The sequence below is a fragment of the Stenotrophomonas sp. 2YAF26 genome (genome assembly GCF_052114625.1).
Classification (GTDB): domain Bacteria; phylum Pseudomonadota; class Gammaproteobacteria; order Xanthomonadales; family Xanthomonadaceae; genus Stenotrophomonas; species Stenotrophomonas indicatrix.
This window is the reverse complement of record NZ_JBFRFC010000009.1, coordinates 141,415-163,364: the sequence shown is the minus strand read 5'-3', so window position 1 is coordinate 163,364 and position 21,950 is coordinate 141,415. Positions and strand designations below refer to the sequence as shown.

Genomic DNA, 21,950 nt, shown 5'->3' with positions numbered 1-21,950 from the left:
GTAGGGCGTCCTTGTCCGGGGCGAAAGGCCCGGCGGCGAAGCCTAGCAATGGCCCATGACGACTGCCTGAATCCCGGGCAACCTGATAACCGCCGGTACTGGCGTCATCGCCAGGGGCTCTCAGTGGCGGTCGAAGGCTGGCCTATGGTGGGCGTTTCCCCGGATGGAGCCTGGCGCAATGAGCGATCCGCAGTGGCAACTGGAAACCCTGGCCGTGCACGGCGGCTACCGTCCCGACACGACCACCCGCGCGGTGGCGGTGCCGATCTACCAGACCGTGGCCTATGCATTCGATGACACCCAGCACGGGGCAGACCTGTTTGACCTGAAGGTGCCGGGCAACATCTATACGCGCATCATGAACCCCACCACCGACGTGCTGGAGCAGCGCGTTGCGGCGCTGGAAGGTGGCATCGGCGCGTTGGCGCTGGCCTCCGGGCAGGCCGCGATCACCTATGCGATCCAGACCATTGCCGAGGCCGGCGACAACATCGTCGCTGCCAGTGCGCTGTATGGCGGCAGCCTCAACCTGCTGGCGCACACGCTGCCGCAGTACGGCATCCAGGCGCGTTTCGCAGATCCGGCTGACCCGTCGGCGTTCGCGGCCTTGATCGATGAACGCACCAAGGCGGTGTTCGTCGAATCGATCGGCAACCCGCGCGGCAACGTCACCGACATCGCCGCCATCGCCGAGGTCGCACATGCGGCCGGCGTGCCATTGATCGTCGACAACACCGTGGCCACGCCGTTCCTGCTGCGCCCGTTCGAACATGGCGCCGACATCGTGGTGCACTCGCTCACCAAGTACCTCGGTGGTCACGGCACCAGCCTGGGCGGGGCGATCGTCGATTCGGGCCGCTTCGACTGGACGGCACAGCCGCAACGCTTCGCCCGCTTGAACCAGCCCGATCCGAGCTATCACGGCGTGGTCTATACCGAAGCGCTCGGCGCGGCGGCCTACATCGGTCGGGCGCGGGTGGTGCCGTTGCGCAACACCGGCGCAGCGTTGTCACCTTTCAATGCCTTCCTGATCCTGCAGGGCATCGAGACCCTGGCCCTGCGCATGGAGCGGATCAACGCCAATGCGCTGGCYGTGGCGCAGTACCTGCACGCCCATCCGAAGGTAGCCTGGGTGCGTTATGCAGGGCTTGCCGACGACCCCGAACACGCGGCGGCGCAGCGCTATCTGGGCGGCCACGGCTCCGGTGTGCTGACCTTCGGCCTGCCGGGTGGGCGCGTGGCCGGCGCCCGCTTCCTCGATGCCCTGAAACTGTTCACCCGGCTGGTGAACCTGGGCGATGCCAAGTCACTGGCCACCCATCCTGCGTCGACCACCCATCGCCAACTGGATGCGGCCGAACTGGCCAGGGCCGGGGTCAGCGAGGACACCGTGCGCCTGTCGATCGGCATCGAGCACATCGGCGATCTGCGCGCGGACCTGGAACAGGCTCTCGCCCAGGCCTGAGGGCGGGCAATCGCGCAGGATCGGTCACGCACCCCGCTAAAGGATCAGGCACGATCGCAGCCAGGTCCTCAGCGGAGATGGTCATGAAGCGGCTTGCAGGCCTGCGCCAGGCGCAGGGAATCGAACGGGTCATCGACCATCTGCAGGGCTGCCTGCGTGAGCAGCAGGCACTGCCGGATGTGGCGTCACTGGCCACTGTCGCCCATCAGTCGCCCTATCACTTCCAGCGCCTGTACCGGGCACTTACCGGGGAAAGCCCCGGACAGACGCTGGACCGGCTGCGCCTGCTCAACGCCCTGCAGGCGCTGCAGCAGCCCGATGCAAGCGTCACCGACGCTGCGCTGGCCGCTGGATATGAGAGTGCGCAGGCCCTCGCGCGGCGCTGCAGGCAGCGCCTGGATACCACCCCGCGCGCGCTGCGCGCCGATGCAGCGCTGCGGCAGCAGTGGCAGCATCTCTTGGCGCATCCACCGGCCGACGTGGACGCAGTGACCGCCGCCCCGCTGAAGGTGGAAGTGCGCGCGCTGCAGCCGTTCGAGGTCGTGCTGCTACGCGCGAAGGGGGCCTTCGGTGATCTCGATGCCAGCTTCGGCCGCCTGTACCAATGGGCGCAGGCGCAAGGGCTGGCCGACGATCTGCTACACCTGGTGGGCATCGCCCTCGATGACCACCGGGACGTACCCGCGCAGGCGCACCGCTTCGACTGCGGGATGGGATTTGCCACCGCGCTGCCGCAACTTTCGTCGCCGCTGCGGCGGCAGGCCCTCGGCGTCGGTCCGCATGCGGTCGTCCGCCATGTCGGCCCCTATGAGCAGCTGCAGGCCGTGGGGGATGCACTGCTGCGCGATTGGTGGCCGGACAGTGGGCACGCGCTTGCCGAAGCGCCCCTGTACTTCCACTTCCTGGATGATCCCGAACAGGTGCCTGCCCACCAGTTGCGCGCCGACGTTTGCCTGCCCCTGGCAGGCTGATACCTGCTGGCTTGGTCGTCATCGCCAGGGGCGATCACCACCACTGCAGGAAAGCGTTACGGTAGAGACGCTCTCCAAGGGCGTGGCGATATCATCCCCGGCCGATGCGGGTCGGCCGGGGATTTTTTTGGGCGCAGCCCACTCAGGTAGGAGCCGCATGGATGCGGCGACCGAGCTTACATGGACGTACTTGCAGCGTCCCCCGCAACCGGACCCACCCCGCCATCCCACGGAATGCCAGCTTTTGCCGTTGCCGTTGTTTCGGCGGGTGCAGGGCGCAGCCCTGCTGCACACCCCTCACACCACCGGAATGCTGTGCTGCCCAAGACTGCGATACGGCGGAGTCGCCATCACCATTTCCGCCAGCGAGTAGGCCAGCTCGCGCTCGGCCATCACCGTGCCGTCGGCACCGTGTTCAAGCAGATGCTTCACTTCGGCATCGCTGTGCGCGCGCGCCAGCAGGGTCAGGTTGGGGTTGATCGCACGCAGCTTGGCCAAGGTCTCACCGGCTTCCAGCGGCTGCGGGATCGCCAGCACCGCGATCTTCGCGCGCTCGGGATGGGCTTCGGCCAGCACCTTGTCCGAGGCCGCGCTGCCGCGGATGCCGGGCAGACCAGCGGCATGCGCCTCGGCCACGTGTTCCTTGTTGTCGTCGATGATCATCACCGGCACGCCACGGTCGCGCAGCACCTGCGCCAGCGCACTGCCGACGCGGCCGTAGCCGATGACGATGGCATGGTCGTGCAGGTCCAGCGACGGCCCCGGTGGCAGCTCGGTCTCCACCGCGGTGGGCGTGGTTTCCTGGTGCTTCAGCAGCCAGCGGTCGAGCAGGCCGAACACCAGCGGGTTGAGCATGATCGAGATCAGCGCGCCGGCCAGCACCAGCGCCTGGCCGGTGGGTGGCAGGATCTTCAGGGTCACGCCGAGGCCGGCGATGATGAAGGCGAACTCGCCGATCTGCGCCAGGCTGGCCGAGATCGTCAACGCGGTGCCGGTGGGGTGGCCGAACGCGCGCACGATGAAGAACGCCGCCGCCGATTTGCCGAACATGATGATGCCGGCGGTGGCCAGCACCTGCCACGGGTGCTCGATCAGGATGCCGGGATTGAACAGCATGCCCACCGAGACGAAGAACAGCACCGCGAAGGCATCGCGCAGCGGCAGGGAATCGCTGGCCGCCTTGTGGCTGAGTTCCGATTCATTGAGCAGCATGCCGGCGAAGAACGCGCCCAGCGCGAACGACACACCGAACAGCATCGCCGAGCCAAACGCCACGCCCAGCGCGATCGCCAGCACCGACAGGGTGAACAGTTCGCGCGAGCCGGTACCGGCGATGCGCTCCAGGATCCACGGAATGACCCGGCGGCCGACCACCAGCATCACTGCCACGAACAGGCCCAGCTGCACGAACGTCCAGCCGATGCTGGCCAGCACGCTGCCGAGGGTGTGGTGTTCATTGGCCGCGTCGGGCCCGAACACACCGGCCATCACCGGCATCATCACCAGTGCCAGCACGCAGGCCAGGTCCTCGACGATCAGCCAACCGACCGCGATCTTGCCGCGCTGGGTTTCCAGCAGGCGGCGCTCTTCCATCGCGCGCAGCAGCACTACGGTACTGGCCGTGGCCAGCGCGAAACCGAACACCACGCCGTGGATGACCGGCCAGCCCATCAATGCCGCCAGGCCCCAACCGAGCAGGGTAGCGACCAGGATCTGGCCGATGGCACCGGGAATGGCGATGGCCTTGACCGCCATCAGGTCCTTCAGCGAGAAGTGCAGGCCGACGCCGAACATCAGCAGCATCACGCCCAGCTCGGCCAGCTGGTTGGCCAGTGCCTGGTCGGCGACGAAGCCCGGCGTGAACGGCCCGACGCAGATGCCAGCAACCAGGTAACCGACCAGAGGAGACAAGCGGAGCTTGTTGGCCAGCGCGCCGAAGATGAAGGCGAGCCCGAGACCAACGGCAACGATGTTGATCAGGTCGGTGTCATGGTGCATCGGCTCTCGCAGAAATCGGGGGGATGCCCCGATTTTCACCTAATGAGCCAAATGCGGCAAACCTTTAGAGCAAATAGGGTCAGATCCCTTTTCCTGCAGGAAAAGGGGATCTGACCCCGGATGAACCCGCCGGGCAGGGCCCGGCGCGCCCGTTACCGCTTACCAGTTGTACTTGATCCGCCCGTACACATACGCACCATTGAAGCCGAACGGCGAGTAGTTGCTGTACGGCAGCATGCCAAAGGTCGAGTTCTGCAGATCTTCGGTGCGGTCCGGGTACTCGTTCAGCAGGTTGTCGGCACCTACCGTCAGCGTCCAGTTCGCACTCGGCTTGTAGCTGGCCGACGCATCCAGCACCCACTTGTCGCCGTAGGTCTGGTCACGCGTGGCCGTGGCCGAGTTGCGCACCGTGAACTTGCCGTAGCGGGTTGCCGCCAGGCCCAGCTCCCAGTGGTCCGAACGCCAGGTGCCGCTGAGGATGGTCTTGTCGTGCGGGTAGCTGTCTTCGATGCGGCCAATCTCATCGCGGCCGATCAGCGACTGGGTCAGGCCCAGCGTGCCGAACACCGCCGGCGTGCCGCCCACGCGCTGCACTTCGGTGTCGTTGTAGCTGTACGCCGCAGTCAGTTCCAGGCTGCTGGCGCTGAACGGCACGGTGTAGCTGGAGACGAAGTCAACGCCGCGGGTGCGGGTGTCCAGACCATTGGTGAAGTACGAGAACGCGGTCACCTGCGGCAGGCCCAGCCCGGCCAGCAGCGCACTGGATGCTGCGTTGGTGGTGATGCTGGACGACAACGCGATGCGGTCGTCGATGTCGATCTGGTAGGCATCGACGGTGACGTACAGGCGGTCGATCGGCTGCAGTACCAGACCCAGGCTGTAGGACGTGGAGGTCTCGGCCTTCAGCGGCGACGCGCCCAGTGCCTGTGCAGCCGGGCTGGTGGTCGGGAAGGTGCCGCGTTCGACGAACACGCCGTTGGTGAACTGGCTGGTCACCGCCTGGTAGCCCTGCTGCGGCAGCGAAGGCGCTCGGAAGCCGCTGGAGGCGGTGGCGCGAAGCGCGACCTTGTCGGTGAACGCATAGCGCGCCGACAGCTTGCCGGAGAAGCGGTCGCCGAAGTCCGAGTAATCCTCGTAACGGCCGGTGATGCCGGCGGAGAACTTCTCGCTCAGGTCCGCTTCCAGGCCCGCATAGACCGCGTAGTTGTGGCGATCGGTGTGCACTTCGTTGGTCGGGGTGAAGCCGCCGAAGCCCTGCGCACCGGTGCCGGTGTAGGAGTTCAGCTCGCCCGGGTTCTGGTCCCACTTCTCGCGGCGGTACTCACCGCCGAAGGACAGCGTGACCGGATAGGCCAGGCCCCAGTCCAGCGACTTGGTCAGGTCGGCGTTGAAGATGTCCTGCTGGTACTTCAGCGTGCCGTCGTAGAACGAACGCGGGCTGGTCGCGCCCAGGCTGTAGTTGATGCTGTTGCGGGTGTGGAAATCCAGGGTGTTCTCGCCGTGGTTCAGGCTCAGGTCCCATGTCCAGCCGTTGTCGGTGTTGCCTTTGACGCCGGCCACCAGCGAGCGGTCCTTGGAGTACTGGTTGATCTGCGGCACGTAGCCGTCCGGATAGGTCTGCGCCAGCAGCGCGCTCTGCCCGCTGTGGTTGCGCGAACGGTAGAACGCGAACGAGGTGATGTCGCGGTTGCTGAGCAGCGCGCTGGCGTAACCGGTCACGTGGTCGCTGAAATCGTAGCTGGCATTGACCGAGGCAGCGGTGGCGTCCACCTTCGGGTCGCCGACGATGAACGTGGTCTGGCCGACGCTGGGGAAATTGCCGGTGTTCGGCGTGGTGCCGCGATACGGGCCGGCGCGGTCGCTCTCGTCCTGTTGGCTGATCTGGCCGKCCACGTGCACGCGGCCACGGCCGTTGCCGAATTCCACGCCGGTATCGCCGGACAGCTGGTACTTGTTGCCGTCGCCGGCCGAATACTGGCCGTAGTCGACGGCCAGGCTGCCACCGCTGCCGCTGCCCTTCAGCACGATGTTGATGACGCCGGCGATGGCATCCGAACCGTACTGTGCCGAGGCGCCGTCGCGCAGCACCTCGACGCGCTCGATGGCGGCGATCGGAATCGCGTTGATGTCCACCGCCGACGAACCGCGGCCGATGCTGCCGTTGACGTTGATCATCGCCGAGGTGTGGCGGCGCTTGCCGTTGACCAGTACCAGCACCTGGTCCGGGGACAGGCCGCGCAGCTGTGCCGGGCGCACACCGCTGGTGCCGTCGGTCAGCGCGGGGCGCGGGAAGTTCAGCGACGGCAGCGCGCGGGACAGCGCGGTGGCCAGCTCACCGGTACCGGTGGACTGCAGGATCTCGGGGGTGATGATGTCGATCGGCGACTGCGATTCGGCGACCGTGCGGTCGGCCACGCGGGTGCCGGTGACGATCACCGTATCCAGAGTGTTGGCGGCGGTGCCGGCCTGCTGGGCGGCGGCAACGAACGGAGAACCACCGAGTGCGACAGCGACGGCGGCGGCGATCAGGCTGGTCTTGCGGGTCATCGGGAGGGGGCTCCGGTTGGCGGGATGGCACCGGAATCGACATCACGGGGGTGAGGCGGACGACGGTTGTTGCGGTGCGCAATACAGGAATTAACGGGATATTCAGTGCCTGTCAAATGCCGGTCATCAGAAAAAACGTTGCAGCAGCAACCATTTAGCTGCGACAGGCGGTGACGGGGAAGGGGCCCGGGAGGCGCGCGGACAGGACGTGGGAGAGAGGAACGTCGCCCGCCGCGCATCCCGGGGCGCGTCAAGTATTCGTTAACGTTAGAATTGCGTCGCAGGAACAGTGCTTACCAGCACATTCCATTCGGTTATATGGACGCCTCCCCCCATGATTTCGCTTCGTAATTTCGCCTTGCGCCGCGGCGAGCGGCTGCTGTTGTCCAATGTCGACCTGACTCTGCATGCCGGTTACCGGGTAGGCGTGGTCGGCCGCAACGGTGCTGGCAAGTCCAGCCTGTTCGCGGCGGTGAAGGGCGAGCTGGAGGCCGACAAGGGTGACGTCGACCTGCCCGGCAAGATCCGCATCGCCAGCGTCGCCCAGGAAACCCCGTCGCTGCCGGATCCGGCGCTGAGCTTCGTGCTGGGCGGTGACGTCGAGGTTGCCGCCGTGCTGGCCGCCGAGGCCGAGGCCACCGCCCGTGAAGACTGGGAAGCCGTGGCCGAGGCGCATACGCGCATGGCCGAGCTGAACGCCTACGACGCTGAAGCGCGCGCCGGCAAGCTGCTGCATGGGCTGGGTTTCCCGGCCGAAACGCACCACCGCGCGGTGTCCTCGTTCTCCGGCGGCTGGCGCGTGCGCCTGAACCTGGCCCGCGCGCTGATGATGCCCAGCGACCTGCTGCTGCTTGACGAACCGACCAACCACCTGGATCTGGACGCGGTGTACTGGTTGGAACAGTGGCTGCTGAAGTATCCGGGCACCCTGCTGCTGATCTCGCATGACCGCGAGTTCCTCGACAACGTCGCCACCCACACCCTGCACCTGCACGGTGGCGGTGCCAAGCTGTATCCGGGCGGCTACACCGATTTCGAGCGCCAGCGCGCCGAACAGCTGCGTCAGCAGCAGATCGCGCACGAGAAGGAACAGGCCGAGCGCGCCCATCTGCAGAGCTTCATCGACCGCTTCAAGGCCCAGGCCAGCAAGGCTGCGCAGGCACAGAGCCGGATGAAGCGACTGGCCAAGCTGGCCGGTACCGAAGCGGTCCGCGCCGAGCGCGAATTCCGCATCGAGTTCGCACCGCCGGCCAAACTGCCGTTCTCGCTGATCCGCCTGAACCACGTCGAGGCCGGCTACGGCAGCGACTCGGTGATCCTGCACAACGTGGGCTTTGGCCTGGAAGCGGGCCAGCGCATCGGCCTGCTGGGCCCCAACGGCGCCGGTAAAACGACACTGGTGAAGACCCTGGTGGGCGAGCTGGCACCGATCGCCGGCGAGCGCGCCGCGCACCCGGACCTGCGCATCGGCTACTTCGCCCAGCACACGGTCGAGTCGCTGCATGAAGGCCAGTCGCCGATGGAGCACTTCCGCGACCTGGCCCCGGATGCACCGAACCAGTCGTTCCGCGATTTCCTCGGCAAGTGGAATTTCCCGGGCGACCGTGCCTTTGAACCGGTGGATGGTTTCTCCGGTGGCGAGCGTGCACGCCTGGCGCTGGCATTGATCGCCTGGCAGCAGCCGAACGTACTGCTGCTGGACGAACCGACCAACCACCTTGATCTGGAAATGCGCGAAGCCCTGGCTGAAGCCCTGGCCGATTTCGACGGCGCGATCGTGATGGTCTCGCATGATCGTCATCTGATCGGCCTGGTCTGTGACACCTTCTGGCGGGTGGCCGATGGCGTGGTCGAACCGTTCGACGGTGACCTCGACGCCTATGCCGCCTGGCTGCGCACGCGCCCGCAGGCGCAGGGCACCAAGGCACGCATGGAGCAGGTGGAGGAGCCGGTGGTGGTCAAGACCGCACCGGTCGCGCAGGTGGTGCAGAAGAAGCCGGTCAACCCGCACAAGCTGGCCAGCGCCGAAGCCAAGGTCGCCGAGCTGGAAGGTGTGCTGGCCGAACTGGACCGGCAGCTTGCCGACTCGAGCAACTACGCCGATGCCACGCGCATGGCCGTGCTCGGTCGCGACCGCGAAGCTACCGCGGCGCAGCTGGAAAAGGCCGAAGCGGCCTGGATGGAACTGCTGGAATCCTGATCGGTAGTGCCGGCCGCTGGCCGGCAATGCGATGCGCCCACAACGATCAAGGGGGTGCCGGCCAGCGGCCGGCACTACCTACGCGCCCTGCGCCTGCAACCACTCTCGGAAGCGCCTGGCTGGCTCACGTTCAGCACGTGAGCGCAGACGGGTCAGCCAGTAGCGGCCCAGTTCCAGCGTGGTGGCAAACGGCTGCAGCAGCCGGCCCTCGGCCAGGTCCGCTTCGAACATGCGCAACGGCAGCAGGGCAACGCCCGCGCCACCGGCCGCAGCCACCGCCAGCGTCAATGACGAATCGAACACCGGTCCGCGCGCTTCCACGCCGTTGGCCCCAGCCATCTGCAGCCAGCGTGGCCATTCGTCGCTGCGGTACGAACGCAGCAGCGGCAAGGCCGCCAGATCGCGGGGGTGCTTCAGCCGTCGCGCCAGTGCCGGCGCGCACAACGGTGCGAACGGCGCGTCCAGGATCGCCGTGCAGGCCTGTCCCTGCCAGTCGCCATCGCCGAAACGGATTGCCAGGTCCAGGCCTTCACCGGCCAGGTCGATGCGGTTGTTGTGGGTCTGCAGCCGCAGTTCGATATCCGGGTGGGCCGCATCGAACGCGGCCAGCCGCGGCAGCAGCCAGCCGGTGGCGAAGGTGCCGACCACGCCGATCGTCAGCACTTCCCGCGCCGGGCCACCGGTGTAGCGGGCGATGCTGGCTGAAATGCGCTCGAAGGATTCATTGAGCACCGGGTACAGGGCTGCTCCTTCCTCGGTCAGCGCCACGCCGCGGGGCAGCCGATGGAACAGGCGGATACCCAGCCGGTCCTCCAGCCCGCGTATCTGGTGGCTCAGCGCCGCCTGGCTGACGCAGAGTTCCAAGGCGGCCCGGGTGAAGTTCTGGTGCCGGGCAGCCGCTTCGAAGGCGCGCAACGCATTCAGCGAAAGGGTGGGGTGCAGCATGGGGACGTGTGAGGCAGGATGATGGCTGATGGTAGCGCCTTGCCATGGGCGTTGGATAAATAAAGGGTTTAATGCGTCATGCATGAATTAATCTCATGACTGACGCTGAAAAAACGCGCTGGTCGCCTTTGCCCACCCTTTCAATAATCGGGACAACTTCCACGAGGATTCCGCATGCTTGCCCGTCGTCGATTCCTGCAGTTCAGTAGTGCCGCAGTCGCGTCCACCCTTGCGTTGCCGCTGCTGGCCCGGGCTGCCGCACCCGCCACCGTGCCCGCCACACCGGTCGATGCCGCCATCGCCGCCGCCGCCGACTTCGCCGCACTGGAAAAGGCGTGCAGCGGTCGACTCGGCGTAACCCTGCTCGACAGCGCTGGTGGTCGCCGCCTCGGCCATCGCCAGGACGAACGCTTCCCGCTGTGCAGCACCTTCAAGAGCGTGCTGGCCGCCACGGTGCTCAAGCAGGCCGAGCGCGATGCGGCACTGCTGGACCGGCGCCTGCCGGTGCGGACCCAGGACCTCCTGGAGCACGCGCCGGTCACCCGCCGCCACGTCGGCAAGGACCTGACCGTGCGTGACCTGTGCCGGGCCACGTTGATCACCAGCGACAACACCGCCGCCAACCTGTTGTTCGCAGCGATCGGCGGGCCGCCGGCGGTGACCGCGTTCCTGCGCGCCACCGGCGACACGATCACCCGCAGCGATCGCCTGGAGCCGGAACTGAACAGCTTCGCCATCGATGATCCCCGCGACACCACTACGCCGGCGGCCATTGCATCGACGCTGCAGCGTCTGGTGCTGGGCAATGCACTCAGGCCTGCCTCACGCCAGCAGTTGGCCGACTGGCTGATCGACAACGAAACCGGCGATGCCTGCCTTCGTGCGGGCCTGGGCAAGCGCTGGCGGGTGGGCGACAAGACCGGCAGCAATGGCGAAGACGCCCGCAACGACATCGCCGTGTTGTGGCCGGTGCAGGGCGGTTCGCCCTGGGTCCTGACCGCCTATCTGCAGGCGGGCACGATCAGCCTCGAACAGCGCGCGGCGGTACTTGCGCAGGTCGGGCGGATTGCAGATGGGCTGATCCGCTGAAGGGCGCTCTGCCGAAAGGAGAGGACACTTTCAGCCGTGTCCGGCTTGCCCGATCCGGATCGAACCCGCATCCTGCGCGCGTTCGATCCACACGGAAGTCCCCCCGATGAGCCATGAACTGGTCTACCTGCTGCTGATCTTCGCGCTGCTGGTCATCCCGCGCGCGCTGCAGCGGTTCAGCCTGCCGGCGCCGCTGACCTGCCTGCTGTTCGGCATCATCGGCATGCTCTGGCTGGGTGACCAGGCGCACGACGCTGTCATCGCACTGCTGGCCACGCTGGGCATCTCCTCACTGTTCCTGTTCGCTGGCCTGGAAGTTGACCTGCAGGCCCTGCGGCGCGGCATGTGGCCGCTGCTGGCGCATCTGCTGATCCGCAGTGCGACCCTGTTCGGCGTCGGCTGGCTGGCCTGGCGTTACGCCGGCCTGCCATGGCAGGCGGCAGGGCTGCTGGCGCTTGCGCTGCTGACCCCCTCCACCGGTTTCATCATGGATTCGCTGTCGCGGCTGGGGCTGAGCGAGGACGAGCGGTTCTGGGTCACCAGCAAGGCCATCGCCGGTGAACTGCTGGCCCTGGCGGCGTTGTTCATCGTGCTGCAGGCTGGCGATCCCGGGCACATGGCGCTGTCCAGCCTGGCCCTGCTGGCGATGATGATCGGCCTGCCGCTGCTGTTCATCGCGCTCGGTCGCTGGGTCGCGCCGCATGCACCGGGCTCGGAATTCTCACTGCTGGTGATGGTGGGCATGGTGGCGGCGTACATCACCTACCTGCTGGGCGTGTACTACCTGGTTGGCGCCTTCATTGCCGGCCTGGTCGCGCGCCTGCTGCACCAGCGAATGCCGCTGCTGGCTTCGCACGAAAACCTGCATGCGCTGCGTCTGTTCGCCTCGTTCTTCGTGCCGTTCTATTTCTTCAACGCCGGCACCAAGGTGCCCAGCGAAGCGCTGAGCTGGGAGGCGCTGGGGCTGGGCATCGTCATCACCCTGGTGGTGCTGCCGCTGCGCATCGCAGTGGTCTGGCTGCAGCGTCGCGTGATGTTCGGCGAGAGCTTCCGCAGCAGCCTGCGCGTATCGCTGGCACTGGCACCGACGCTGATCTTCACCCTGGTGCTGGCCGCGATCATGCGCGATCGCTTCCAGATTCCCGCGGTGCTGTTCGGCGCGTTGCTGCTGTACGCCGCATTGACCACGCTGCTGCCCTCGCTGGTGTTCCGCACGCCGTTCGATGTCGACCCGGTCGAGCAGGAGCCGGCAGGGCAGGGCGAAGATGCACCCGTGGCGGCGACGGACGTGGTTGCCGTCGCCCCTGCAGCCGAGCGCTGAGGTAGATCCAGGGAGTGCGGTTTGCGCGCATCGGCCATGGCCGTTAGGGTTGGGGCATGAAACCGATCGCCGCTGTTGCTTCCGCCTTCGCCCTGCTCGGCCTCGCCGCCTGCTCGCAGCCATCGCATACGGTCAACCACGATCTGTCGACCGCGCCGGCCGACGCCTTCATGGCCGCGGTCGCTGCCCATTGTGGCCAAGCGTACGAGGGCAGGGTGGTGGAAGACACGCCGGCACCCACCGGCAAAGATCCCTTCGCCGGGCAGAAGCTGGTGATGCACGTGCGGGGCTGCGCCGACCCGGGCCATGAGCTGCGCATCCCGTTCCACGTCGGTGATGACCATTCGCGCACCTGGGTGTTGACCCGCACCGAGCACGGGCTGCGCCTGAAGCACGACCATCGCCACGCCGATGGCAGCCCCGATGCGATCACCCTCTACGGCGGCGACAGCAAGCCGCCGGGTACCGCCGAACGCCAGCAGTTCCCCGCCGATGGCGAGTCCGTAGCGATGTTCCGCCGCGCCGATATGCTGGCTTCAACCCACAACACGTGGGCGATGGAGATCGAGCCGGACCAGCGTTTTGTCTATGAGCTGACGCGCCCGGAAGGGCGCCGTTTCCGGGTCGAGTTCGATCTCAGCAAGCCGGTCGCGCTGCCGCCGGCGCCCTGGGGCGACCAGGCTTCGCCGGCACCCTGATTGCGGGGTCGGATCCCTCCTTTTGGAGGGTTCCGACCCCAGCATTGCACGCCCCCAAGGGGCAGAGCGCTGGCCGTCGGCCAGGGATCCGACCCTGCCATCAACGCGTGCCGAAGCGCGCCCGGCAGCCGTTGCTGACCCACACGTTGCCGCGCGAGTAGCCCCAGGTCCGGCCTTCCTGGCAGGCACTGCCGGACAGCTGCTGCTGCAGCACCGGCCGGCCCTGGCGGTCGTCCCAGTTGCAGCTCTGCTGGCGGTTGTTGTTGCTGCTGCAGGTCACGGTGTAGTTGCTGTTGCCGCCCCCCCAGCCGCCGCCATTGCCGCCGCCCCAGCCACCGCCGCGGGCTTCGGCGAACTCGGCGCGGCAGCCGCGGTTGACCCAGATCGCGCCGTTGCGCACGCCCCAGTTCTGGCCTTCCACACATTGGGTGCCGGAGATCTGCCGGACCACGCGCGCGTTGCGCCAGCCGACCGGGCAGCTGCGTTCGCGGTTGTCCTGGCTTTCGCAGCGCACGGTGCCGCTGTTGCCGTTGCCGTTGCCACCACCCCAACCGCCGCCGTTGCCGCCACCCCAGCCGCCTCGGCCCTGGGTGAATTCGGCGCGGCAGCCGTTGTTGACCCAGATGCTGCCATTGCGGGTGCCCCAGGTTCGGCCTTCCACACAGGCCGAGCCGGACAGCTGGCGGACCAGCCGGGCGTCGCGCCAGCCGGTGTTGCAGACGCGTTCGCGGTTGTTCTGGCTCTCGCAGCGGACCACCCCGTCCTGCGCGGCGGCAGGGGCGGAGTGCAGGGCGAGCGCGGTAAAGGTGCCAAGGATCACGGCCAGGCTGGCCAGAGACTGCAGTTTCATGGCGACATCCCCATACGGGAGTAGGTGCGCGACTATAAGGACCGGGGCGATCAAGCCCGCGTGACCGTCCGCATTTGCCCCGGCCGGGGCCTCGGCCGCAGAATAAGAGGCTTTCCGGCCCCCATCAGGCGCCGGCGTTCTCCAGCGGAGCTTTCCCCCCATGCGTACCCACTTCTGCGGCCTGGTCGATGAGACCCTGATTGGCCAGACTGTCACCCTCGCCGGCTGGACCGACGTGGCCCGTAACCAGGGCGGCGTCTGCTTCATCGATCTCCGCGATCATGAAGGCATCGTGCAGGTGACGGTGGAGCTCGACAACGCCGAAGTGTTCGCCGTGGCCGCCTCGCTGGGCTATGAGGACGTGCTGCAGGTGGAAGGCGTGGTACGTGCCCGCCACGCGGTCAACGACAAGCTGCGCACGGGCAAGGTGGAAGTGATCGCCACCGCCATCACCGTGCTGAACAAGGCCGCGCCGCTGCCGTTCCACGCCCACGAGAACCCGGGCGAAGAAACCCGCCTGAAGTACCGCTATCTGGACCTGCGCCGTCCGGAGATGCAGCGCATGCAGCGCACCCGCATCAAGCTGGTGCAGGCCCTGCGCCGCCACCTGGACGAAAAGGGCTTTCAGGACATCGAAACGCCGATCCTGACCAAGGCCACCCCGGAAGGCGCACGCGACTTCCTGGTGCCGGCGCGCATGCACCCGGGCGAGTTCTATGCCCTGCCGCAGAGCCCGCAGCTGTTCAAGCAGATCCTGATGGTGGCCGGCTTCGACCGCTACTACCAGATCGCGCGCTGCTTCCGCGACGAGGCCCTGCGTGCCGACCGCCAGCTGGAATTCACCCAGCTGGACATGGAGTTCGCCTTCGTCCGCGAGCGCGACGTGCAGGACTTCGTCGAAGACATGATCCGCGCCATCTTCAAGGAAGTGGTCGACGTCGAACTGGATGCCAGCTTCCCGCGCATGACCTGGGCCGAGGCGATGCGTCGCTATGGTTCGGACAAGCCGGACCTGCGCATCGCGCTGGAACTGGTGGACGTGGCCGAACTGGTCAAGACCAGCGAATTCCCGGTGTTCACCGCTGCTGCCAACGATGCCGATGGCCGTGTCGCCGCGCTGCGCATCCCCGGTGGTGCCAGCCTGTCGCGCAAGCAGATCGACGAGTACGCCGCGCACGCCGCCAAGTACGGTGCGAAGGGCCTGGCCTACATCAAGGTGGGCGAGAACGGTGAAATCAGCTCGCCGATCCAGAAGTTCTTCAGTGAAGAGGGCTTCGCCGCCCTGGTCGCCCATGTCGGCGCCGGCAACGGCGACATCGTGTTCTTCGGTGCCGGCGGCTACAACAAGGTGTCCGACTTCATGGGCGCGCTGCGCCTGAAGGCCGGCAAGGACTTCGGTCTGGTCGCCGACAGCTGGGCGCCGCTGTGGGTCACCGACTTCCCGATGTTCGAATGGGACGAGGAAGCGCAGCGCTACGTCGCCCTGCATCACCCCTTCACCGCGCCGGCCGTGGACGACATCGCCGACCTGCGCGCGCACGCCAAGACCGCCGTTTCGCGCGGCTACGACATGGTGCTCAACGGCAATGAAATCGGCGGCGGTTCGATCCGTATCCACCGCCCCGACATGCAGAGCGCGGTGTTCGAACTGCTCGGCATCGGTGCCGAAGAAGCCCGCGCCAAGTTCGGCTTCCTGCTCGACGCGCTGAACTACGGCGCGCCGCCGCACGGTGGCATCGCCTTCGGCATCGACCGCATCGCCGCGCTGATGGCCGGCACCGAGTCGATCCGCGACGTCATCCCGTTCCCGAAGACCACCGGTGCGCAGGATCTGATGACCGACGCGCCGTCGCCGATCGTCGACGAGCAGCTGGCCGAAGTGCACATCCAGGTTCGCCCCAAGAAAAACTGATCAGGAGATCCAGGCAATGACCGAGTTTGCGTTTTCGCTGGAGTGGGAAAAGCTGGGCAATGAAGGCTCCGAGGCCAACCTGGTCACCGAGCGTGCACGTGTCTTCGGTGGTTGGCTGGTCCGTGTCGGTACCAACCCGTCGGCCATGGCCCTGACCTTCGTCGCCGACGGCGAAGGCCGCTGGGACGGTGAAGACTTCGGCGTCGAGGATTACGAAGACGACGAAGAGGAAGAGTACGACGAGGACGAGGAAGGCGAAGAAGAGGAAGACGGCGAGGAAGAAGAGGAAGACGAGGAATACGAAGAAGAGGAAGAGGAAGAAGACGACAAGGAACCGGCGGAGCGGGCTTGACCCGAACCGTGGTCCTGACGTCAACTCGACCCATGTATTCGATCCGCCGCGCCACTGTGGACGACGCGCCGACCCTGTCGGCGCTGGCCGCACGCACGTTCACCGAAACCTTCGGCCATCTGTATCCGCCGCAGGACCTGCAGGACTTCATCGACGAGGCCTACACGGTCGAGCGTCAGCGCACGATCCTGGCCCACCCCGATTACGCGGTGTGGCTGCTGGAGCTGGATGGGGAGGCGGTCGGCCATGCCGCCGCCGGCCCCTGTGGGTTGCCGCATCCGGAGGTAAAGCCCGGTGACGGCGAGCTCAAGCGCCTGTACCTGATCAAGACACAGCAGAGCTGCGGCTGGGGCAGCCGCCTGCTGGAAACCGCGCTGGCCTGGCTGGAGCACGACGGCCCGCGCACGCTGTGGCTGGGCGTGTGGTCGGAAAACTTCGGCGCGCAGCGCTTCTACGCCCGGTACGGTTTTGAAAAGGCCGGCGAGTACCTGTTCCCGGTGGGCGATACCAACGATCTTGAGTTCATCCTGCGCCGTCTGCCGCATCCGGCCTGAAACCGTTCACTGCCGCTTGCCCCTGGCTTCTGTTCAATCACCGTAGTTCCGCCCCGCTGACCGCCAGGCTGTTGCACATGACTCCCCCCGTTCTGTTGTTGCATGGCATCTGGAATGCCCGTGCTTGGGTCGGGCCGCTGGCCTGGCGCCTGCGCGCGCGCGGCTTCCAGGTCCATACCTTTGGCTACTCGTCCGTATTTGGCGGTCCCGATGTGGCCGTGCCGCAGTTGCTGGAGCGGCTGGCAGATGCAGGCCCGCTGTCGCTGGTCGGGCACAGCCTGGGTGGCCTGCTGGCGCTGGAAGCCCTGCGCCGGCAGCCGCAGTTGCCCGTGCAGCGCGTGGTCTGCCTGGGCTCGCCACTGCGGGGCAGTGGCACTGCGCGCTCGTTGTCCGAACATGGTTGGGGCCTGGCCCTGGGCCGCAGCAGCGAGCTGTTGCTGGACGGGCTGCCGGACTGGCAGGGCAAGGCCGCCGTCGGCCTGATCGCCGGCTCGGTGCCGCATGGGCTGGGCAGCCTGCTCGGGGCGCTGGATGACGATTCCGACGGTACCGTGGCGCTGGCCGAGACCCGCCTGCCGGGCCTGGCCGACCACTGCGTGGTGCGCACCAGCCACAGCGGCCTGGTGGTGTCACCCGATGCCGCGCGACAGACCGCGCATTTCCTCCGCCATGGCCAGTTCGACCATGGCCGGGACGCCGCTGCGGCCTGAGCGACGTCACCCAGCGCCGCTGCGCTCGCCGGGCATGGCCCGGCGCTACCGGCCTGCCTTGATGGGTGCGAACCGTCCTGCTTCGGTGGGTGCGAACCGTCCTGCCTTGGTGGGTGCGAACCGTTGGTTCGCACGCTCTCGCCGGGCCACGCCCGGCGGCATCCTACCGGCTCTCGACACGGTCAGCGGGCCCGATCAGGTAGAATCCGCGGCCTTATCCATCAACGCACGTACGGAAAGACCCATGGGTAGAGGCCCCTCCATCGAAAACCGCAAGAACGCGTCTGACGCGAAGCGCGGCAAGATTTTCACCAAGATCATCCGTGAGATCGGCGTGGCCGCCCGCGGCGGTGGAGGCGACCCCAACAACAACCCGCGTCTGCGTGTGGCCGTGGACAAGGCGCTGACCGCGAACATGTCCAAGGACGTGATCGAGCGCGCCATCAAGAAGGCCACCGGTGAACTGGAAGGCGTCGAGTACGAAGAGATCCGCTACGAGGGCTACGCGCCCGGTGGCGTGGCCGTCATCGTCGATTGCCTGACCGACAACCGCGTGCGCACCGTGGCCGATGTCCGCCATGCGTTCAGCAAGTGCGGCGGCAACATGGGCACCGAAGGCTCGGTCAGCTTCATGTTCAAGCGCGTGGGCGTGCTGCACTACGGCGCCGGCGCCGATGAGGACGCCATCTCCGAAGCGGCCATCGAGGCCGGTGCCGATGACATCGTGGTCTACCCGGAGGATGGCGCGATCGACGTGCTCACCGCCGCGGACAGCTTCCACGCAGTCAAGGATGCGATGCAGGCGGCTGGCCGCACGCCGGATCATGCCGAGCTGACCTTCCGTGCCGACAACGACATCAAGGTCGAGGGCGACACCGTCCTGCAGGTCAAGAAGCTGCTGGACATGCTGGAAGACCTCGACGACGTGCAGGACGTGTACTCCAACGCCGATCTCGGCGCGGACGCCTACGCCTGAACGGACGCTGTGCCGGTCGCCTTTGGCGGCCGGTGAGCGGACAATGCGGACCATGATGACCCCAGACGTTTCCAGCCATCACCGCCGCATGCGTCCTTCCCGGATCAGCGGCCTGCGCGCGTGTGCCGCATGACCCGCATTCTCGGCATCGACCCGGGTTCACAACGGACCGGGGTCGGCATCATCGATGTCGATGCCAGCGGCCGGGTCAGCCACGTGCATCACCAGCCGCTGGTGCTGCTCGGCGCCGATGACTTCCCGCAGCGCATGAAGCTGCTGGTGCTGGGCCTGGCCGAGCTGTGCCTGGAGTTCCAGCCACAGGAAGTGGCCATCGAAAAGGTGTTCATGGCGCGCAACCCCGATTCGGCGCTGAAGCTGGGCCAGGCCCGTGGCGCGGCGATTTCGGCGGTGGTGCTGCGCGACCTGCCGGTGCACGAATACGCTGCCAGCGAGATCAAGCTGGCGGTGGTCGGTCGTGGCGGCGCCGAAAAGCAACAGGTTCAACACATGGTCGGGCTCATGCTCAACCTGAAAACCAAGCTGCAGGCCGACGCGGCCGACGCGTTGGCCGTGGCCATCACCCATGCCCACGTAAGGGCAACGGCCAACCGCCTGGGGCTGACTGCCCGCCAGGCGTGGGGCCGCAAATGAGGAGCTGCACGCAATGATCGGTCGACTGCGCGGAATCGTCGCCTACAAGGCGCCGCCGTGGCTTGTGGTGGACGTCAACGGGGTGGGCTACGAGCTGGAGGCGCCGATGAGCACCTTCTACGACCTGCCCGAGCTGGGCCGTGAGGTCACGCTCTACACTCATTATTCGCAGAAGGAAGACAGCGTCTCGCTGTACGGCTTCCTGCGCGAAGGCGAGCGCCGCCTGTTCCGCGACGTGCAGAAGGTCAGCGGCATCGGCGCGAAGATCGCGCTGGCCGTGCTGTCCGGGGTCACCGTCGAAGAATTCGCCCGCATGGTCCAGGCCGGCGACATCACCGCGCTGACCCGCATCCCCGGCATCGGCAAGAAGACCGCCGAGCGCATGGTGCTGGAGCTGCGCGACCGCGCGGCGCAGTTCGGTGCCGGTGGCGCACTGCCGACCGGCAGTGGCCCGGCCCCGGCCGATCCGCTGTCCGATGCCACCGTGGCGCTGCAGCAGCTGGGCTACAAGCCCACCGAGGCGGCGCGGATGGCGCGCGAGGCCTTCAACGAGGGCGACGAAGTGGCCACCGTCATCCGCAAGGCCCTGCAGTCGGCGCTGCGCTGAGCCGCTCCGCTTTCTTTCCCATTACACCCTGAGCTTCGCCAGGAGCCCCATGTCCAGCAGTCAAACCCCGCACACCGCCGCCCATGGTGGCCATGGTCACGCTCCCCCCGCCGGGGGCCTGGCGCTGATCATCGGTGCGATCGGCGTGGTCTTCGGCGATATCGGCACAAGCCCGCTGTACACCCTGAAGGAGGCGTTCTCGCCCCACTACGGGCTCAGCAGTGACCACGACACCGTGCTGGGCGTGCTGTCGCTGGCGTTCTGGGCGCTGAACATCGTGGTCACCCTGAAGTACGTGACCATCATCATGCGCGCCGACAATGACGGCGAGGGCGGCATCATGGCGTTGATGGCGCTGACCCAGCGTACGCTGCGCAACGGGTCGCGTTCGGCCTACGTGGTCGGCATCCTCGGCATATTCGGCGCCTCGCTGTTCTTCGGCGATGGCGTGATCACCCCGGCGATATCGGTGCTGGGTGCGGTCGAAGGCCTGGAGGTCGCTGCGCCCGGGCTGCACGCCTTCATCGTGCCGATCACCGTGGTGGTGCTGCTGGCCGTGTTCGCGGTGCAGCGTTTCGGTACCGCGAAGATCGGCAAGCTGTTCGGCCCGATCACCTCGATCTGGTTCATTTCGCTGGCCGCGATCGGCATCTACAACATCGTCGACGCGCCGGAAGTGCTGAAGGCGTTCAACCCGTGGTGGGCGATCCGCTTCTTCATGGAGCACGGCTGGCACAGCATCTTCATCCTCGGCGCGGTGGTGCTGGCGGTGACCGGTGGCGAGGCGCTGTACGCCGACATGGGCCACTTCGGTGCCAAGCCGATCCGCCACGCCTGGTACTTCTTCGTGCTGCCCTGCCTGGTGCTGAACTACCTGGGGCAGGGCGCGCTGGTGCTCAACCATCCCGAGGCGGTGAAGAACCCGTTCTTCGAGGCGGTGCCGTCGTGGGCGCTGTACCCGATGATCATCCTGGCCACGATGGCTGCGGTGATCGCCTCGCAGTCGGTGATCACCGGTGCGTTCTCGGTCTCGCGCCAGGCCATGCAGCTGGGCTACATTCCGCGCATGCGCATCAAGCACACCTCGCACGACACCATCGGCCAGATCTACATCCCCGGCATCAACTGGGGCATCGCGGTGATGGTGATCGGCCTGGTGCTGGCCTTCCGCAGCTCGTCCAACCTGGCCGTGGCCTACGGCATCTCGGTGTCGGCCACCATGCTGATCGATACCCTGCTGCTGGCCCTGGTTGCACGTTCGCTGTGGCCCAAGGCACGCAACTGGATCCTGCCCTTGTGCGTGGTGTTCTTCATCATCGATCTGGGCTTTGTCATCGCCAACGGCGCCAAGCTGCTGCAGGGCGCCTGGTTCCCGGTGGTGCTGGGCATCTTCCTGTTTACCATGATGCGCACCTGGCGCCGTGGCCGCGAGTTGCTGCGCGACGAGATCCGCAAGGACGGCATCCGCATCGACACCTTCCTGCCGGGCCTGATGCTGGCGCCGCCGGTACGCGTACCCGGCACCGCGGTGTTCCTCACCGCCGACCCGACCGTGGCCCCGCATGCGCTGATGCACAACCTCAAGCACAACAAGGTGCTGCACGAGCGCAACGTGTTCCTGCATGTGGTGACCTTGCCGGTGCCGTACGCGGCGGAAGGGCAACGCCTCAAGATCGAATCGGTGGGCGATGAGTTCTACCGGGTCTACGTGCGTTTCGGCTTCATGGAGACCCCCGACGTACCGCTGGCGCTGATGCGCTCGTGCGACCACGGCGGCATCTACTTCGACCCGATGGACACCACCTTCTTCGCCAGCCGCGAGACCATCGTCGCCACCGCCAACCGTGGCATGCCGATCTGGCGCGACAAGCTGTTCGCGCTGATGCACAGGAACGCCGCCCCGGCGACGGGCTTCTTCCGGATTCCGGGTAACCGCCTCGTAGAGCTGGGCGCGCAGGTGGAGATTTAATCTCCACCTGCGCTACGTCCCACGATTTGCTGCGCAAATCGTGGGCCCCGCCCGCATTCCACCTTATCCCCCCGCCTGTCGGCGCGCCCCCTTGAAACGCAGGCGCCGTTGGCGCCGGCGTTCCGCGCATTCCGC

The 21,950-nt window shown here is 66.9% G+C and carries 18 protein-coding genes; 14 read left to right on the top strand and 4 right to left on the bottom strand.

What is annotated here, in order from left to right; genetic code table 11:
- The first annotated feature begins 178 nt into the window (after positions 1-178).
- Together AB4Y98_RS11915 and AB4Y98_RS11910 are read left to right on the top strand one after the other, a co-directional pair.
- Positions 179-1,465, top strand: coding sequence for an O-acetylhomoserine aminocarboxypropyltransferase/cysteine synthase family protein (locus AB4Y98_RS11915; RefSeq protein WP_442244412.1), 1,287 nt, complete (start codon positions 179-181; stop codon positions 1,463-1,465).
- An 83-nt stretch (positions 1,466-1,548) separates the two neighbouring features.
- The gene (locus AB4Y98_RS11910; protein WP_363731983.1) at positions 1,549-2,436 is read left to right on the top strand and encodes an AraC family transcriptional regulator; all 888 of its coding nucleotides are present in this window, start codon (positions 1,549-1,551) and stop codon (positions 2,434-2,436) included.
- 297 nt (positions 2,437-2,733) lie between these two features.
- Here AB4Y98_RS11910 and ybaL read toward each other — a convergent pair whose 3' ends face one another.
- A complete protein-coding gene (gene ybaL / locus AB4Y98_RS11905; protein ID WP_025874691.1) occupies positions 2,734-4,434 on the bottom strand; it encodes a YbaL family putative K(+) efflux transporter in 1,701 nt (566 codons plus the stop codon).
- Positions 4,435-4,593: 159 nt separating this feature from the next.
- The gene (locus AB4Y98_RS11900; protein ID WP_442244411.1) at positions 4,594-6,981 is read right to left on the bottom strand and encodes a TonB-dependent receptor plug domain-containing protein; all 2,388 of its coding nucleotides are present in this window, start codon (positions 6,979-6,981) and stop codon (positions 4,594-4,596) included.
- 334 nt (positions 6,982-7,315) lie between these two features.
- Here AB4Y98_RS11900 and AB4Y98_RS11895 point away from each other — a divergent pair, with 334 nt between their 5' ends.
- A complete protein-coding gene (locus AB4Y98_RS11895) occupies positions 7,316-9,181 on the top strand; it encodes an ABC-F family ATP-binding cassette domain-containing protein (RefSeq protein ID WP_312110462.1) in 1,866 nt (621 codons plus the stop codon).
- A gap of 78 nt (positions 9,182-9,259) precedes the next feature.
- Here AB4Y98_RS11895 and ampR read toward each other — a convergent pair whose 3' ends face one another.
- Positions 9,260-10,126: a LysR family transcriptional regulator AmpR gene (gene ampR / locus AB4Y98_RS11890; RefSeq protein ID WP_313250155.1), complete on the bottom strand. Its 867-nt coding sequence runs from the start codon at positions 10,124-10,126 to the stop codon at positions 9,260-9,262.
- A gap of 174 nt (positions 10,127-10,300) precedes the next feature.
- Here ampR and blaL2 point away from each other — a divergent pair, with 174 nt between their 5' ends.
- The 3 genes from blaL2 to AB4Y98_RS11875 all read left to right on the top strand — a co-directional run bounded on the left by blaL2 (position 10,301) and on the right by AB4Y98_RS11875 (position 13,234).
- Positions 10,301-11,215, top strand: coding sequence for a L2 family extended-spectrum class A beta-lactamase (gene blaL2, locus AB4Y98_RS11885; protein ID WP_442244410.1), 915 nt, complete (start codon positions 10,301-10,303; stop codon positions 11,213-11,215).
- A gap of 106 nt (positions 11,216-11,321) precedes the next feature.
- Entirely contained in the window at positions 11,322-12,536 is a 1,215-nt protein-coding gene (locus tag AB4Y98_RS11880; protein ID WP_099843430.1) for a cation:proton antiporter, read from the top strand.
- 56 nt (positions 12,537-12,592) lie between these two features.
- On the top strand, positions 12,593-13,234 hold the full coding sequence (locus AB4Y98_RS11875; protein WP_336031573.1) for a hypothetical protein: 642 nt from the start codon (positions 12,593-12,595) through the stop codon (positions 13,232-13,234).
- A 100-nt stretch (positions 13,235-13,334) separates the two neighbouring features.
- On the opposite strand, the gene AB4Y98_RS11870 is transcribed toward AB4Y98_RS11875, so the two are convergent.
- Complete coding sequence (locus AB4Y98_RS11870; protein ID WP_442244409.1) at positions 13,335-14,084, bottom strand: DUF3011 domain-containing protein; 750 nt, start codon at positions 14,082-14,084, stop codon at positions 13,335-13,337.
- Positions 14,085-14,244: 160 nt separating this feature from the next.
- On the opposite strand from AB4Y98_RS11870, the gene aspS reads away from it, so the two are divergent.
- From aspS to AB4Y98_RS11830, 8 genes are all read left to right on the top strand, one after another.
- Positions 14,245-15,996 carry an aspartate--tRNA ligase gene (aspS, locus tag AB4Y98_RS11865; RefSeq protein WP_059064882.1) on the top strand — a complete coding sequence of 584 codons (1,752 nt, stop codon included), beginning with the start codon at positions 14,245-14,247 and terminating at the stop codon, positions 15,994-15,996.
- Between the two features lie 16 nt (positions 15,997-16,012).
- A complete protein-coding gene (locus AB4Y98_RS11860) occupies positions 16,013-16,348 on the top strand; it encodes a DNA primase (protein WP_363731999.1) in 336 nt (111 codons plus the stop codon).
- A gap of 32 nt (positions 16,349-16,380) precedes the next feature.
- A complete protein-coding gene (locus AB4Y98_RS11855) occupies positions 16,381-16,902 on the top strand; it encodes a GNAT family N-acetyltransferase (protein ID WP_099843426.1) in 522 nt (173 codons plus the stop codon).
- 77 nt (positions 16,903-16,979) lie between these two features.
- The gene (locus AB4Y98_RS11850; protein ID WP_025874679.1) at positions 16,980-17,612 is read left to right on the top strand and encodes an esterase/lipase family protein; all 633 of its coding nucleotides are present in this window, start codon (positions 16,980-16,982) and stop codon (positions 17,610-17,612) included.
- Positions 17,613-17,856: 244 nt separating this feature from the next.
- Positions 17,857-18,588 carry a YebC/PmpR family DNA-binding transcriptional regulator gene (locus tag AB4Y98_RS11845; RefSeq protein ID WP_032975140.1) on the top strand — a complete coding sequence of 244 codons (732 nt, stop codon included), beginning with the start codon at positions 17,857-17,859 and terminating at the stop codon, positions 18,586-18,588.
- Positions 18,589-18,717: 129 nt separating this feature from the next.
- Positions 18,718-19,239 carry a crossover junction endodeoxyribonuclease RuvC gene (ruvC, locus tag AB4Y98_RS11840; RefSeq protein ID WP_025874677.1) on the top strand — a complete coding sequence of 174 codons (522 nt, stop codon included), beginning with the start codon at positions 18,718-18,720 and terminating at the stop codon, positions 19,237-19,239.
- 13 nt (positions 19,240-19,252) lie between these two features.
- The gene (gene ruvA / locus AB4Y98_RS11835) at positions 19,253-19,846 is read left to right on the top strand and encodes a Holliday junction branch migration protein RuvA (protein WP_025874676.1); all 594 of its coding nucleotides are present in this window, start codon (positions 19,253-19,255) and stop codon (positions 19,844-19,846) included.
- A 49-nt stretch (positions 19,847-19,895) separates the two neighbouring features.
- Positions 19,896-21,815, top strand: coding sequence for a potassium transporter Kup (locus AB4Y98_RS11830; protein WP_394198101.1), 1,920 nt, complete (start codon positions 19,896-19,898; stop codon positions 21,813-21,815).
- Positions 21,816-21,950: the final 135 nt, after the last annotated feature.

Excerpts from the sequence above, each read along its gene's own strand:
- AB4Y98_RS11910 (WP_363731983.1), top strand. The coding sequence starts at position 1,549 with ATGAAGCGGCTTGCAGGCCTGCGCCAGGCGCAGGGAATCGAACGGGTC.
- ybaL (WP_025874691.1), bottom strand. The coding sequence starts at position 4,434 with ATGCACCATGACACCGACCTGATCAACATCGTTGCCGTTGGTCTCGGG.
- AB4Y98_RS11895 (WP_312110462.1), top strand. The coding sequence starts at position 7,316 with ATGATTTCGCTTCGTAATTTCGCCTTGCGCCGCGGCGAGCGGCTGCTG.
- ampR (WP_313250155.1), bottom strand. The coding sequence starts at position 10,126 with ATGCTGCACCCCACCCTTTCGCTGAATGCGTTGCGCGCCTTCGAAGCG.
- blaL2 (WP_442244410.1), top strand. The coding sequence starts at position 10,301 with ATGCTTGCCCGTCGTCGATTCCTGCAGTTCAGTAGTGCCGCAGTCGCG.
- AB4Y98_RS11880 (WP_099843430.1), top strand. The coding sequence starts at position 11,322 with ATGAGCCATGAACTGGTCTACCTGCTGCTGATCTTCGCGCTGCTGGTC.
- AB4Y98_RS11875 (WP_336031573.1), top strand. The coding sequence starts at position 12,593 with ATGAAACCGATCGCCGCTGTTGCTTCCGCCTTCGCCCTGCTCGGCCTC.
- AB4Y98_RS11870 (WP_442244409.1), bottom strand. The coding sequence starts at position 14,084 with ATGAAACTGCAGTCTCTGGCCAGCCTGGCCGTGATCCTTGGCACCTTT.
- aspS (WP_059064882.1), top strand. The coding sequence starts at position 14,245 with ATGCGTACCCACTTCTGCGGCCTGGTCGATGAGACCCTGATTGGCCAG.
- AB4Y98_RS11860 (WP_363731999.1), top strand. The coding sequence starts at position 16,013 with ATGACCGAGTTTGCGTTTTCGCTGGAGTGGGAAAAGCTGGGCAATGAA.
- AB4Y98_RS11855 (WP_099843426.1), top strand. The coding sequence starts at position 16,381 with ATGTATTCGATCCGCCGCGCCACTGTGGACGACGCGCCGACCCTGTCG.
- AB4Y98_RS11850 (WP_025874679.1), top strand. The coding sequence starts at position 16,980 with ATGACTCCCCCCGTTCTGTTGTTGCATGGCATCTGGAATGCCCGTGCT.
- AB4Y98_RS11845 (WP_032975140.1), top strand. The coding sequence starts at position 17,857 with ATGGGTAGAGGCCCCTCCATCGAAAACCGCAAGAACGCGTCTGACGCG.
- ruvC (WP_025874677.1), top strand. The coding sequence starts at position 18,718 with ATGACCCGCATTCTCGGCATCGACCCGGGTTCACAACGGACCGGGGTC.
- ruvA (WP_025874676.1), top strand. The coding sequence starts at position 19,253 with ATGATCGGTCGACTGCGCGGAATCGTCGCCTACAAGGCGCCGCCGTGG.
- AB4Y98_RS11830 (WP_394198101.1), top strand. The coding sequence starts at position 19,896 with ATGTCCAGCAGTCAAACCCCGCACACCGCCGCCCATGGTGGCCATGGT.